This window comes from Spirosoma flavum (assembly GCF_042686045.1).
Lineage (GTDB): Bacteria > Bacteroidota > Bacteroidia > Cytophagales > Spirosomataceae > Spirosoma > Spirosoma flavum.
This window is the reverse complement of record NZ_JBHUOM010000002.1, coordinates 1-13,270: the sequence shown is the minus strand read 5'-3', so window position 1 is coordinate 13,270 and position 13,270 is coordinate 1. Positions and strand designations below refer to the sequence as shown.

Sequence of the window (13,270 nt, the reverse complement as noted above, 5' to 3'; positions counted from 1 at the left end):
GCGTTTTTTTTTCTACCTTTGCGCCCTCATTTCAAACAAATTACAAAAAAAATGTTTCCTAATAACTACGAGACGGTGTTCATTTTAACTCCCGTTTTATCTGATGCTCAGATGAAGGACGCCGTTGACAAGTTTCGCAAAGTGCTGACCGATAACGGTGCGGAGCTTGTTCACGAAGATCACATGGGTTTGCGCAAGCTTGCCTATCCGATTCAGCATAAGAACACGGGTTACTACCAACTCTTCGAGTTTAAGGCCCCCGGCACGATCATCGAGAAACTCAACACCGAGTATCTCCGTGACGAGCGCATCATTCGTCACTTGACGGTTTCGCTCGACAAGCATGCTGTTGCCTACAATGACCGTAAGCGCAATGGCTTAGTGGGTAAGAAAAAACAAACCGAAAACGCCGGGGAGGCCAAGTAATCATGAGTCTGCAAAACGAATCTGTCTCGAAAACCGAGAACCGTAAAAAATACGACCGCTTTAAGAAAGCCGGTATTAAATATATCGACTACAAAGACGGTAATTTCCTGCTGAAACTGCTGAACGAACAGGGCAAAATTTTGCCCCGTCGTCTGACTGGCACGACCCTGAAAAACCAGCGCAAAGTGGCCCAGGCTGTCAAACGCGCTCGTCATCTGGCCATACTGCCTTACGTAGGCGATTCACTGAAATAAACAGTAGCAAGTAGTAAGTGAGTAAGTAAATAAGTCTCTGAAGGGCTTACGTACCTACTTATGACTTACTCCTTACGGCTTACTCACTTACGACTTTTTCAAAAAATGAATATCATTTTAAAAACCGATATTGCCGGCCTGGGCTATAAGAACGACACCGTGATCGTGAAGCCCGGTTACGGCCGCAACTACCTGATTCCTCAGGGATTTGCAATGATGGCAACCGATTCAAACAAGAAGATCGTTGCCGAAAATATTCGTCAGGCAGCTCACAAAGCAGAAAAAATCAAGACCGAAGCGCAAACGATTGCCGAAGGTATTGGTACAATGACGCTGACGATTCCGGCGAAAGCGGGCGACAGCGGCAAGATTTTCGGCCGGGTTACCAACACGCAGGTGGCTGAAGCTCTTCGCGAAAAAGGCTTCGACATCGACCGTAAGAAAATTACGGTTGAAGATATTAAAACACTTGGCACCTACGAAGCTTCACTTGACCTGCACAAGGATGTGAAGCACAAAGTGAAATTTGAAGTTGTAGCGGCTGAATAAGCTTTGCTCTTTTCAGGGAAACCGACCAGCGCGTTGCATGACGAAGCCGGTCGGTTTTTTGTTGTATTTTAACGAATTAACGATAACATAAATCTTCTGATTAAGACTCATTAATTAGGCCATCAAGAGGGTTATTTTACTCTAATAATCAGCTAATTAGGGATTGTAGTTTTTCCTCAAAAACGGACCTAAACAGCCCGTTTTTTTGTTGGTAAAGTATGCAGTTTCATACCGAATTTTCGCCCGAACCACTCTCCCAACGTATTGGTCTCAACAGCCGGATTGTAACCATTGGGTCGTGCTTTGCCGATGTTATGGGGCGTCGGTTAGCCGATAATAAATTACCCGTGTTGAACAATCCATTCGGAACGATCTTCAACCCGATTTCCATCGCCAAATTACTGACGATGGCCTTATACGGATCTACGCCCGATGAAAATAGGTATACCGAACGTGATGGCGTTTGGTTTCACTACGATTTTCATTCATCGCTCTGGGCCCAAAGCCAGGAAGAATTGCGGGATAAATTATCTACTTGCTTAACACAAACCGCCGACGCTATTCGCAAGGCAGATTTTCTATTTTTAACCCTTGGCTCGGCAGTTGTGTATCGACACATTGAAACGGGGAAAGTAGTGGCCAACTGCCATAAAATGCCCGGCTCAATATTCGAAAAATACCTCTATCATATCGATCATCTGCGCGACGATATGACACGGCTGCTGAAAATACTGCACAAAGCCAATTCTAAATTAACTGTGTTGTTGACAGTTAGCCCCGTTCGACACACACGCGATACGTTGCCGCTTAATAGCGTAAGCAAATCCACCTTGCGGGTTATTACCCACGAACTAACAGTCTGGAATAATTGGGTAGCCTATTTTCCAGCCTACGAGTTGATGATTGATGATCTACGTGATTATCGGTTTTATGAAGCGGATATGATTCACCCGAATGCGCAGGCCCATGACTACATTTTCGACAAATTTGCCGAAAGCACGTTTGATAGTGAGCTACGCAACGTTGTTACCGAATGGAGGCAAATCAGTAAATCGTTGGCTCACCGCCCGCTTCACGATGCCCACAGTCCGGTCCATCATCAGTTTCTAACCAAATTATTGGCACAATTAGAAACTATATCAAAACAGATAGATGTATCTGCGGAACTGGCAGAGGTGCGAAGTCGTTTAAAACAGGGAGAAACGGCCCAAAGGCAGGAAGGCGCAAAGGAATTTGCTTAAGTCTATTCCTCCCGTCTTACCTCCTCTTTTTCCCCATCACTATGTCTGATTACCGATTATCTGAAGAATCCGTTCTGCGGGCATTGAGTACCGTAGAAGAGCCCGATTTAAAACGCGACCTGGTTTCGCTGAACATGGTGAAAGATGTCGTGTTGGGCATCGGTTCGGTTCGCTTTACCGTTGTATTGACCACACCCGCCTGTCCACTTAAGGAAGTTATTCGCAAACGGTGCGAAGATGCTATTCATTCGCAGATTGGCGCCGATATTCAGATTACGATTGACATGACGTCAGACGTGACCTCAACACGAGTCAATGCACCAACACTGCCGGGCGTAAAAAATATTATTGCTATTTCTTCCGGGAAAGGTGGCGTTGGAAAGTCTACTGTAACGGCTAATCTAGCCATTGCGCTGCACAAATCCGGTGCAAAAGTTGGCATCATCGATGCCGATATCTACGGGCCTTCTATGCCAACCATGTTCGGAGCTGAAAATATTCAGCCTCGTATTTTTCAGGTGGATGGGCAAACGCGCATGGAGCCTATTCAACAGTTCGGCATTAAAATGCTGTCAATGGGTTTATTAGTCGCGCCGGGTCAGGCTATCATTTGGCGAGGTACGATGGCCGGGCGGGCGTTGCAACAGTTTTTCTCTGATGCTGACTGGGGCGAATTAGATTATCTGCTCATTGACCTGCCACCGGGCACGGGCGATATTCACCTGACGCTGGTACAAACGGTGCCTGTTACAGGCGCTATTATTGTAACGACCCCCCAGAAAGTTGCGCTGGCTGACGCCACGAAAGGATTGTCTATGTTCCGACAGCCACAAATTAATGTGCCGGTGCTGGGCGTGATTGAAAACATGTCTTACTTTACACCCGCCGAACTGCCCGAGCATAAGTATTATATTTTTGGCAAGGGTGGTGGTCAACTTTTGGCCGATCAGTTCGATGTTCCCATGCTGGGCCAAATTCCCCTTGTGCAGAGTATTCGCGAAGCGGGCGATGACGGCCGACCAGCAATCAGTTCGGGGGAACCCATAGTGATAGAAGCTTTCCGGGCTGCGGCAGAAGCCCTTGCCCAACAAGTTGCTATTCGTAATGCAACCATTGATCGCACCGCGCGGGTTCAGGTTGCATAAACAACGCAGAAAGTATAAATTTACCGTAAATCAATGATGCAATGGAGACGGTAGTTAATAACGACCAACTAATTAGTAAAATAGAACGGGCTCTCGATACCATGCGACCGTATCTGGCTGCCGATGGCGGCAACGTTAAGATACTGGAAGTAACAGAGGACAAAACAGTACGACTCGAACTTATCGGATCGTGCGGTTCATGCCCCATGTCGGCCATGACGTTTAAAGGTGGTTTGGAAGAAGCCATTTTAAGGGCCGTACCGGAGATTACAAAAGTGGAAGCGGTGAATCTTACACCTGCGTTTTAATACGCTACTTAGCTATTACTGCGAAGGAACTCATTAATATCGACCCAGAGTTGATAGGAGGTAAAAGCGAGTGCCAATTCAGCACTTAGTAGATTATATTGAATCTAATCCAACAATTGATTGATGAGTTTTTGAATGGTTTTCCTCTAAGCGAAATGTAGTTGATGAAGCTGATGACCGACCATAAATTTGACCCGCCAATCAAATTGGATGCATGGTTTGACCATCAGCAAAACTTCACTAACTACCCAACCCCCGTTTTAACATTGAAAGTCAAGGGTAGCGATTATAAATTCCTATTACCACTTGTTAACAAGACAAAGGCAGTTTTGGCTACTAAACTTAGTAAAGGTGTCACAGTAATTTCACCTGATTAATACCAGCCGCTTGTCTGAAACAAGCGGCTTTTTTGTTTCTTTGCAACCGTAACTATTCCTCAATTCAGTGAAAATAGGCATTTTTTTTGGTGGACCAGCGCGGGAGCGTGAGGTATCGTTTGCGGGTGGCCGCACTGCTTTAGCGAACTTAGATAAAGGTTTGTTTGAGCCTGTTCTAGTGTTTGTGGATGGACGCGGGCGGTTTCGGCTCGTTACACCCGACTTCCTCCAATCACCTTCCCTGCGTGATGCACTGCCGCAGGATAAATCTGGCTATTCAGTCTATGATGAGTCGCTCGGCACCGATATACTCGACGCAACCCTACCCGAACTGAGACCTGAACAGTTTCGCGACCACTTCGATTTGGCCTTCCTCGCTATGCACGGTCCTGACTGCGAAGACGGTGCCATTCAGGGTTTGCTGGAATGGTATAAAATGCCGTATACGGGGCCAGGCCTTGTTGGTTCAGCCGTGGGTATCAATAAAATTCTACAAAACGAATTAATTGCGTTAGCGAACGGACAACAGAAAAAAACGGCCACCATTAGCCGTGATGCTTACGAGCAAACTGATAAAGCGCAGTTTTTTCGATCGTTGACCGAGCACTTAGGTTTGCCTATTGTAGTAAAAGCGCCCCATCAGGGATCATCCATCGGTGTGGTAATTGTACGTGAGGCTGACCTAACACAGTTCTGTCGGGCCGTAGAACAGTGCTTTTTTACCATGAGCGTGCAACCCGACGGTTGGAGCAAACTAAGTGAATGGGCTAGCTTATCATCTGGCGATAAACGAGAACTGGCGCAAAAAATGGTAAGTCTGGACTCAGGTATTAGTTTCCCGATTGTAATTGAACAAACCGGTGAAGTAATTAAACACCCAGCCGACTTTGTTTCTAAACTTGATGCGCTCACAAAGCAGGGCGGCCAGTCGATTACGCTAGCGTCAGTTAATGCTGAAGATGAGGTTCTGTTTGAGGAATTTATTACAGGTCAGGAGTTTTCGTGCGGAGTTATTCAGGATGATGATCAAGTAGCAATTGCCCTGCCACCAACGGAGATTTATAACATAACGAGTTTTGATTTTGAGTCAAAATACAAACTCAATACAACTAAAAAGCGTATTCCGGTTGAGACGAGTTTAGAGAATAACCGTAAGATTCAGTTGGCCGTATCGGAGGTGTTTACGCGTCTGGGTATTAATGTATACTCACGAATTGACGGATTTCTGACACCCGCTGGTGATGTGTTACTCCATGACCCAAATACAATTCCGGGCATGTCGCCCTCTTCATTGATTTTTAAGCAGATGGCTGAAATTGGCTTAAATCTGGCTAATTCGCTGACATATCTTGTTCGCCAGTCTTTACGCGAACGCATTCGCACTGGCAAAGACACGTTTCGTCTCAAACACCTGCTCGCTACACTCGATGCCCAACTCGCTGATCGGAAAGCTAATCCTTTACCAGAACGCGTTGTCTCGTTTGGAGCAAGCGATGACGAATTTATAGCGGCAAAGCAGCAATACAACGAATTGGCGGCAACTGGTACGGTACGCCCGTCATTGATGTATATTAAAAGCAAACTGGAATTTCATGAGATTCCGGTTAACCTGCTTTTCAAAGATACAATTGCCGAGTTGGAAACGGCTCTAAGTCAGCCGCGCCATCTATTACTGGTCGAGACAACCGAACAAGCCCGACATATTACAGAACGATACGTATAGAGAACACTGGTTTCTTGTGGAGTCAATTTCTTAAACCTAACTCTACGAATAAGAAATAAGCAACATAGCCCCACTATCGAGTGAGGCTATGTTGCTTATTGAAGCTGTATTTCAATAAAAGACTACTATAAAAAGACGGGTAATCCCGTTCGTACCGATTCATCGCAGGCGAAAGCAATTCGCAAACTATTGACGGCATCCTGCATATGATCTGCTAGATCAAGGTCTTCCTGAATAGCTTTTAGAAAATACCGTTGTTCACGATTACAAAGTTCCTGATGGTCAGGTTCATCCTGCATATCAATCCAGGTGTCTGACTCTACAAATTGGTCGTTGGCATCCAATGCAGCCCGATGCACCCGCAGTGACTCTGTTTTCGTATGCGAATCGACATTATCCGACTTTCCGGCAGCTCCAGCGTTTTTCGCAACAATAGAAACACAGCCTTCTGGTCCAATTACGTCTTTTACAAAGAAGGCCGTTTCGCTCATCATTGGTCCCCAGCCGGCTTCGTACCAGCCTACAGAACCGTCTTCAAATCGAATCTGTAACTGACCATAATTGTAGTTACCAACGGGTATATCGTTGGTTAATCGGGCTCCGATAGCGTTGACCTGCGTCGGTTTTGAGCGAGTCATCTGGCACATTACATCAATATAATGAACACCACAATCCACAATCGGGCTTAGGCTTTTCATCAGATTCCGGTGGACGGTCCACATCGTTCCGTGACTCTGCTGATTCAGATTCATCCGCATTACCAGCGGTTTACCGAGTCCCTGCGCCACTTCAACAAACTTCGCCCAGGACGGATGATGCCGCAAAATATAACCCACAACTAATTTCTTTCCAGCTTTTTCAGCGGCAGCCATTACGCGTTCTGCGCCCTCAACGGTATCGGCAATCGGTTTCTCCATGAACACATCGCATCCTTGCTCGAAGGCCATCAGGGCAAATGCTTCATGTGTGTCGGGGTAAGTCGAAATGCAGACGGCATCTGGTTTTGTTTCAGCTAAAGCCGTTGCATAATCGCTGAACAAGGTATAGCCACCGCCCAGCCGTTCATTAAGAACAACTTTACTATTTCCGGTGGATACGATACCGCAAATGTCGAATCCATCCAGCGTTTGATAGGCTATGGCGTGCGATGCGCCCATATTGCCACATCCGACAACAAGAACTCGTATTGGTTGAGTAGTACTTGACATATTTATTTCGATACAGATATAACAACTGCCTTAGTGAAGCCTTTTACGTCACTAAGGCAGCAAACTTAACACTTACACATTAATTAGTTTTCTTAGCCGGGTACGGATCAATTGTTTCAATCGTTCCGTCTGCCCTATGGGTTAGTTCAGCCACCTTAATATTACGCAGGTGTGTCTTGCCCGACAGTTCGGTATCGTGGTAGAAAATGTACCATTGGGCCGCGTCTGACTTACCTTTTACTTCAATAATCGAGTGGTGGGTTGTCCAGCCTTTTACCGGCTTCATAATAACGCCCTGATACGTGAATGGTCCATATGGCGAATTGCCAATAGCGTAAGCCAGGAGATGCGTGTCACCAGTCGAATACGAGAAATAGTATTTGTCGTTGTACTTATGCATCCAGCTTCCTTCAAAAAACCGCCGGTCATGATCACTGGTTAGTAGTGGCTTACCTTCTTTATCAACGATTTTTACGTCTTTAGCAGGTTCATCGAAGTGTAGCATATCTTTACTCAACCGGGCTATCTTAGCTGATAAAGCAGGTTCTTTAGCGTTGCCCAAATCAGTTTTAGACCCATTGGCAGCATATTTACCCGTAGCCCAGCGTTGCAGTTGACCGCCCCAAATTCCTCCAAAATACATATAGGTTTTCCCATCGGTATCTGTGAAAACTGCGGGGTCAATGCTGAAGCTGCCTTCAATTGGAGTGAGTTCTGCCTTGAACGGTCCAGTGGGTGATTTGCTGGTAGCAACACCCATTCGAAACACATCTTTTTTGTCTTTAACCGGAAAATACAAATAATAGGTACCGTTTTTATAAGCTACATCGGGCGCCCACAACTGACGGCCAGCCCAGGCAATATCCTTGATATCCAACCCTACACCATGATCAGTAACCTTGCCATTAATACTATCCATTGATAATATGTGATAATCGCGCATCGCAAAATGCGCCCCCTCATCATCCTCTTTGACACCAGCATCAATGTCGTGTGAGGGATAAATGTAAATTTTACCGTTGAAAACATGAGCGGATGGATCAGCCGTATATATATTACTGATTAATGGCTTCGACAGAGGTGACTGACTGGAACTAGAAGCCGAATCACCCGCTACAGCTTCCGTTTTTTCCTGTTTTGACTTACCACTTTGACAAGCTCCTATTAACACCCCAAAAACACCTGATAAAAGAACCAGATAACTGAGCTTACCGTAATTAATCATGTTTATTTTAGATAAATCTTTTTTATACGTAGTCAGGAAAAGAGCTTACTATTCATATTTCTACTGAATGGCTAAAATGACACTACACTATTTTGGTTAGGCATTAATATTCTCCATACGAAATAGCTGTAATCTCCATTACATTTTCGCCCTGTAGAGTTCGTAAAGAAATGAGATCACCAACGTGCTTTCCCAAAACCAGCCGCGCAATAGGAGCCGTAAACGCAATGCGTCCATGGGTAGCATTAGCTTCATCGACACCCACAATGGTCAATTGTCTATCAGCATTCTCAACTTTTGCGTTCCGGCTGCGCAAACTAATTGTTGCACCAAATCGGACTTCGTCTTGTGGGTGTCCGTGTATATCAACAACTTTAGCAGTAGCAATACGCTGATTAAGAGCTGCAATTCGTCCATTCAGCAAAGCTAATAGCCGGGTACGCTCGCTATCATCATATTCATTGGTTTGCGCCTGAGCGTGTTCTATTTCCAGCTCGTCTAACTCTGTTCGCAGCAACAAAAGCCCCTGAGGAGTCACATAGTTAGCTATACCCGGTGGTAATGGTGCCCGCGCAGGTATAACAACCGGATCATCTGCACTCTCATTTTTAAGAAAAGCCCTACTCATATCAGTTTACCTTTTATATCAACTTAACAGCTATAAAGGCCCGTTGTTTATAATCGGTTTTCGCTAGATAATGTACGCTTTCACCTCGTAATGTACCACATTCTCACCGAGAAGCCGTCGTTTACTTTTGTCCGTAAGTGAACAAAGATTGTCCACTTATGGACAATATCGAAGCAGGCTAATAAAACTAAATTCTTGATAATCAATATATAATATTAGTTGGCATAACCTTTGGCTTACTATACACGAACAGTAAACAACTAATCAGTTACAAACTTTTTTCAAACACTAAACACGCACTACTATGTTTTCACTAATGAGCAACTTAGCTGTTTCAATTCTTTTGAGTACCTCTACGCTGATCAACCCAACGAATCCCAAATCTTTACCATTCGATGCCAGTGCCTATGTCACAATCGACAAGCAAATTCGGGTAGCCGTCCAAAAAAATGCCGATGTTCCTGTTGTTGTTGTACTTCGTAATGAAGACAACCAAATCTTATTCTCGCAGAACATTGGCAAGAAAGAATTAAGATATGCGGTAAGATTAAATGTTGACGAGTTGACGGATGGACAGTACGAATTAGAGGTCAAGTCGAGCGAGGGTAGTATTCGTAAACAGCTAAACTTATCGACTGCACCAGTGCAGAATATAACCCGCGTTATTGCTATGCAGTAAAATACAATATACCAAAAAGCCAACGCCCAAACTTTCACCTGGACGTTGGCTTTTGGTATCTTAAGCTATTTGAACATTCACTTCGTAATAATCTACAGTTGGGGGAGCAGCGAAATAGCTACTCATACTTTTTAAAACATCCTGTAGGAAACCACTAGATTCTGCCGCTTGACGATAGGCTTCTGACTCCCATAACGTTACCATTAACCCTTGATTGGTAGACGGATTAGTCAGCATACGGCTGTTCTTAAAACCGTCAAATTGTTTAAGTGCTGGTCCTACCGAATCACGGAAATAATTAATCGCGTCAGGAATGCTATCCGCCTTTAAAGGAAATTGAATAACACGTGCATACATATCGATAAGTTAGTAAGAATGAACGATATAAAAGATTTGCAAACGCTTATATAAAGTTGATTACGACACGCCCTTGAATTCTTCCTGCTCTACAAATGGCTGACTCCTTAATCGTTTGCCAGTTGCTTTAAAAATAGCATTAGCAACGGCTGCTCCTGCCGGCGGGAGAGAGGGTTCGCCTAAACCAGTAGGATCAATTTCATTTTGAACAAAATGCACTTCTACTTCGGGTATTTCATTCAGGCGAATAAGTCTGTATTCGTTAAAATTCTTCTGTTCCGGTACACCGTCTTTAAACGTAATATTACCATACATGGCGTGTCCAATTCCATCAACTATACACCCTCGCACCTGTTGCTGCGCTCCGCTTTGGTTTATGACTACTCCACAATCTGCCGCTGAATAGACCTTCTGTAGAACTGGCTTACCCTTTTGCATAACAACTTCACCCACCTGCGCTACATAAGAACGATGCGAGAAATAAACGCTAAAACCCTGTGCTACAGGCTTTCCATCTGCGCCTTTCTTCTTACCCCACCCCGACTTTTCGGCAGCTAAGGCGATAACGCCCTTCATCCGGTCACCATCATACTTGACAGCGCCAACCGGTTTTTGTTTAAGTTTATCTAACAACTCCAACCTAAATTGCACAGGATCTTTGCCCGCAGCCTGCGCCACTTCGTCCATAAACGACTGTTCGGCAAATGCGAGAAAGTTTGTGATCGGTGCTCGCCATGGTCCGGTCGTAATCGGTGATTTATGGTCTACACTATCAATCAGCAAGTTATCTACGGCTCCAGCGGGAAAGTTATCCTCTCGTGTTGAATTACCGGCATTGATGCTTGCCCCCCGGAGTTTGTAGCCAATCATAGTACCTTGCGCATCCAAAGCAGCCTCAAACCTGTAACGAACGGCTGGACGATAACTACCTCCTGTCATGTCATCTTCGCGCGTCCAAATAACTTTTACAGGGGCATTGACTAGTTTTGACACCTGAACGGCTTCCACTACATAATCTGCCTTAAGCCGACGACCAAAACCTCCGCCCATGCGCGTAAGTTGAACCGTAACTTTATCGGGCGAGATTCCGAGTAGTTTAGCCGTTTCATTACGAGCTAATTCAGGGGTTTGCGTTGGTCCAACCAACTCGACACCATCCGTCCGGACATGTGCGAAGAAATTCATTGGCTCTAATGGATTGTGCGGCAGAAATGGGCATTGATATTCAGCTTTAACAACCTTAGCTGCATTCTTAAAGGCTGTCTCTACATCGCCGTCTTTCCGCCGAACAGTGGTTCCTGAACCATCTAGTAGTTCTTTTAGCAAGCGATTATGATCGGCTGTGCTTTCTAAAACATCTGCTTTTTCCCACTCAATTTTTAACGCATCTTTTGCCTTTTTTACCTGCCAGGTCGATTTGCCAACTACAGCGACATTATTATCGAACGTTAGCACATTAATAATACCCGGCATCGCTTTAGCCACTTCAGCATTCAGCGACTTCAGTTTGTAGCCAAATGCGGGGCGTTGGAGCATAGCGAACAGCATGCTCTCACGGTAGAAATCTAGTCCAAACAACGGTTTCCCGGTGATAATTTTAGGATTATCGACGTTTTTAACCGTACTGCCAATAAGTTTAAAATCTTTTACAGCTTTCAGCTTAACGTCAGTCGGTACAGGTAATTGAGCCGCTTCGGTAGCCAATTCACCATAACTTAATTTACGACTACTCGCTGAATGCATCACAAATCCTTTGTCAGTTGTACACTCCGAAGCTGACACATTCCATCGTTTTGCGGCTGCTTCCAATAGCATTTGGCGAGCCGTAGCTCCAGCAGTGCGCAATCGCTGCCAGGAATGCGGAATTGAACCACTGCCCCCCGCTACCTGCCGCTCAAATTTTTTTGTATCTAAGGGAGCTTGTTCAACAACAACCTTTTTCCAATCAGCGTCTAACTCTTCAGCTACGATAATGGGAAAGGCCGTTTTTATACCCTGTCCAACTTCAGGATTTGGTGAGAGTATAGTGATAACGCCCTGTGGATTAATCGACAAATAACTGTTAAAACCAACGCCGGAAAGCGTAGCGGCATCAACCGCTACTGATGTTGCGGCTTCTGATTCGATCCAGTTGAAGTTTAAAAGAAGTCCACCTCCAGCTGCTACAGCTATTTTAAGAAAGTTTCTACGGCCCGAATTTTTCATCGTTTGCATAGTTATTTCGTTTTTGAAGATTTAGTAGCTCCCGACGATACTGTAGATGTAGATGCTAATTTCACGGCTTCCCGGATACGATGATAAGTACCGCAACGGCAGAGGTTGCCAGTCATAGTATCATCAATTTCATTTTGTGACGGTTTTGGATTTCGTTTGAGCAATGCAGCTGCCGTCATAATCTGACCGGCCTGACAATACCCGCATTGAGGTACATCCATTTTATCCCACGCTTGCTGAACAGGATGAGTACCATTAGCAGATAAGCCCTCAATTGTTGTCACTTTCGATTTACCTACCGCCGAAACAGGTAACACACAGGAGCGAGTAGCTTCTCCATTTAAGTGTACAGTACATGCTCCGCATTGGGCAATACCACAACCATACTTCGTACCGACTAAGCCGAAATTGTCACGTAGTGCCCATAATAAGGGGGTATCAGGATCAAGATCAGCCTGATAACTACGACCATTGATTTGAAGTTTGAAAATAGCCATTTCTTAGGCAAGAAGAGATGAAAAGCCTAAGTTACAAAAAGTTAATAATAAGCTTTACTGATTCAAATAAAACCGAAACGCTATAAAACGCAAGAAGCCGTGAGTCTTTCGACTCACGGCTTCACAACGGCAGCTTGCACTGCGGTTTCAATAGGTGGCACCTTCCTACTCTCCCGCTTATGACAGCAGTACCATCGGCAGTACGGGGCTTAACGGCTCTGTGCGAAATGGAAGAGGTGACCACCCGCCTTACCAGCACCAACCTAATTGACTCGTCCGGCTTCTTACAGCCAATATCTTGTCTTTTTTCCTACAGAGAGAGACCTGGATACCAAACCCAGTAAAACTAAATTCATCAACTAACATATGAAAGCAATTCTTAAACACGCTTCCGGGGTCATTAGTACGGCTCAGCTCAACGGCTCTCACCGCTAACACC

Annotated in this window: 15 protein-coding genes and 1 rRNA gene; 8 read left to right on the top strand and 8 right to left on the bottom strand. The window is 45.0% G+C overall.

Features of this window, described 5'->3' with window-relative positions:
• The first annotated feature begins 51 nt into the window (after positions 1–51).
• From rpsF to ACFS25_RS05480, 7 genes are all read left to right on the top strand, one after another.
• Positions 52–426, top strand: a complete 375-nt coding sequence (gene rpsF / locus ACFS25_RS05510; protein ID WP_046575574.1) for a 30S ribosomal protein S6 — start codon at positions 52–54, stop codon at positions 424–426.
• 2 nt (positions 427–428) lie between these two features.
• Positions 429–680 (top strand): 30S ribosomal protein S18, encoded by a 252-nt coding sequence (rpsR, locus tag ACFS25_RS05505; protein WP_018620831.1) that lies wholly within the window; start codon positions 429–431, stop codon positions 678–680.
• A gap of 105 nt (positions 681–785) precedes the next feature.
• Positions 786–1,229 (top strand): 50S ribosomal protein L9, encoded by a 444-nt coding sequence (rplI, locus tag ACFS25_RS05500; protein WP_381497432.1) that lies wholly within the window; start codon positions 786–788, stop codon positions 1,227–1,229.
• A 218-nt stretch (positions 1,230–1,447) separates the two neighbouring features.
• Positions 1,448–2,470, top strand: a complete 1,023-nt coding sequence (locus ACFS25_RS05495; protein ID WP_381497431.1) for a GSCFA domain-containing protein — start codon at positions 1,448–1,450, stop codon at positions 2,468–2,470.
• A 41-nt stretch (positions 2,471–2,511) separates the two neighbouring features.
• Positions 2,512–3,615 carry an Mrp/NBP35 family ATP-binding protein gene (locus ACFS25_RS05490; protein ID WP_381497430.1) on the top strand — a complete coding sequence of 368 codons (1,104 nt, stop codon included), beginning with the start codon at positions 2,512–2,514 and terminating at the stop codon, positions 3,613–3,615.
• Between the two features lie 41 nt (positions 3,616–3,656).
• Positions 3,657–3,923, top strand: coding sequence for a NifU family protein (locus ACFS25_RS05485; RefSeq protein WP_381497429.1), 267 nt, complete (start codon positions 3,657–3,659; stop codon positions 3,921–3,923).
• 444 nt (positions 3,924–4,367) lie between these two features.
• Positions 4,368–6,023 carry a D-alanine--D-alanine ligase family protein gene (locus ACFS25_RS05480; protein WP_381497428.1) on the top strand — a complete coding sequence of 552 codons (1,656 nt, stop codon included), beginning with the start codon at positions 4,368–4,370 and terminating at the stop codon, positions 6,021–6,023.
• Positions 6,024–6,148: 125 nt separating this feature from the next.
• Here the strand turns inward: ACFS25_RS05480 and ACFS25_RS05475 are convergent, their stop codons facing one another.
• The 3 genes from ACFS25_RS05475 to ACFS25_RS05465 all read right to left on the bottom strand — a co-directional run bounded on the left by ACFS25_RS05475 (position 6,149) and on the right by ACFS25_RS05465 (position 9,084).
• Entirely contained in the window at positions 6,149–7,231 is a 1,083-nt protein-coding gene (locus ACFS25_RS05475) for a Gfo/Idh/MocA family protein (RefSeq protein WP_381497427.1), read from the bottom strand.
• Positions 7,232–7,310: 79 nt separating this feature from the next.
• On the bottom strand, positions 7,311–8,456 hold the full coding sequence (locus ACFS25_RS05470) for a glycoside hydrolase family 43 protein (RefSeq protein ID WP_381497426.1): 1,146 nt from the start codon (positions 8,454–8,456) through the stop codon (positions 7,311–7,313).
• Between the two features lie 103 nt (positions 8,457–8,559).
• Positions 8,560–9,084, bottom strand: a complete 525-nt coding sequence (locus ACFS25_RS05465) for a GreA/GreB family elongation factor (RefSeq protein WP_381497425.1) — start codon at positions 9,082–9,084, stop codon at positions 8,560–8,562.
• 304 nt (positions 9,085–9,388) lie between these two features.
• Between ACFS25_RS05465 and ACFS25_RS05460 the strand changes: the two genes are divergently transcribed.
• A complete protein-coding gene (locus tag ACFS25_RS05460) occupies positions 9,389–9,763 on the top strand; it encodes a hypothetical protein (protein WP_381497424.1) in 375 nt (124 codons plus the stop codon).
• A gap of 60 nt (positions 9,764–9,823) precedes the next feature.
• Here ACFS25_RS05460 and ACFS25_RS05455 read toward each other — a convergent pair whose 3' ends face one another.
• From ACFS25_RS05455 to ACFS25_RS05435, 5 genes are all read right to left on the bottom strand, one after another.
• Complete coding sequence (locus ACFS25_RS05455) at positions 9,824–10,120, bottom strand: antibiotic biosynthesis monooxygenase family protein (RefSeq protein WP_381497423.1); 297 nt, start codon at positions 10,118–10,120, stop codon at positions 9,824–9,826.
• Positions 10,121–10,180: 60 nt separating this feature from the next.
• Positions 10,181–12,334 carry a xanthine dehydrogenase family protein molybdopterin-binding subunit gene (locus ACFS25_RS05450; protein ID WP_381497422.1) on the bottom strand — a complete coding sequence of 718 codons (2,154 nt, stop codon included), beginning with the start codon at positions 12,332–12,334 and terminating at the stop codon, positions 10,181–10,183.
• A 2-nt stretch (positions 12,335–12,336) separates the two neighbouring features.
• The gene (locus tag ACFS25_RS05445) at positions 12,337–12,831 is read right to left on the bottom strand and encodes a (2Fe-2S)-binding protein (protein WP_381497421.1); all 495 of its coding nucleotides are present in this window, start codon (positions 12,829–12,831) and stop codon (positions 12,337–12,339) included.
• A 152-nt stretch (positions 12,832–12,983) separates the two neighbouring features.
• A 5S ribosomal RNA gene (gene rrf / locus ACFS25_RS05440) occupies positions 12,984–13,094 on the bottom strand.
• Positions 13,081–13,270, bottom strand: a 190-nt coding sequence (locus ACFS25_RS05435) for a hypothetical protein (RefSeq protein WP_381497420.1), incomplete at its 5' end; no start/stop codon positions are given. The genes ACFS25_RS05435 and rrf, both read right to left, overlap by 14 nt.

Bases quoted from the DNA above. Each gene is read 5' to 3' on its own strand.
- rpsF (WP_046575574.1), top strand. From the start codon at position 52: ATGTTTCCTAATAACTACGAGACGGTGTTCATTTTAACTCCCGTTTTA.
- rpsR (WP_018620831.1), top strand. From the start codon at position 429: ATGAGTCTGCAAAACGAATCTGTCTCGAAAACCGAGAACCGTAAAAAA.
- rplI (WP_381497432.1), top strand. From the start codon at position 786: ATGAATATCATTTTAAAAACCGATATTGCCGGCCTGGGCTATAAGAAC.
- ACFS25_RS05495 (WP_381497431.1), top strand. From the start codon at position 1,448: ATGCAGTTTCATACCGAATTTTCGCCCGAACCACTCTCCCAACGTATT.
- ACFS25_RS05490 (WP_381497430.1), top strand. From the start codon at position 2,512: ATGTCTGATTACCGATTATCTGAAGAATCCGTTCTGCGGGCATTGAGT.
- ACFS25_RS05485 (WP_381497429.1), top strand. From the start codon at position 3,657: ATGGAGACGGTAGTTAATAACGACCAACTAATTAGTAAAATAGAACGG.
- ACFS25_RS05475 (WP_381497427.1), bottom strand. From the start codon at position 7,231: ATGTCAAGTACTACTCAACCAATACGAGTTCTTGTTGTCGGATGTGGC.
- ACFS25_RS05470 (WP_381497426.1), bottom strand. From the start codon at position 8,456: ATGATTAATTACGGTAAGCTCAGTTATCTGGTTCTTTTATCAGGTGTT.
- ACFS25_RS05465 (WP_381497425.1), bottom strand. From the start codon at position 9,084: ATGAGTAGGGCTTTTCTTAAAAATGAGAGTGCAGATGATCCGGTTGTT.
- ACFS25_RS05460 (WP_381497424.1), top strand. From the start codon at position 9,389: ATGTTTTCACTAATGAGCAACTTAGCTGTTTCAATTCTTTTGAGTACC.
- ACFS25_RS05455 (WP_381497423.1), bottom strand. From the start codon at position 10,120: ATGTATGCACGTGTTATTCAATTTCCTTTAAAGGCGGATAGCATTCCT.
- ACFS25_RS05450 (WP_381497422.1), bottom strand. From the start codon at position 12,334: ATGCAAACGATGAAAAATTCGGGCCGTAGAAACTTTCTTAAAATAGCT.
- ACFS25_RS05445 (WP_381497421.1), bottom strand. From the start codon at position 12,831: ATGGCTATTTTCAAACTTCAAATCAATGGTCGTAGTTATCAGGCTGAT.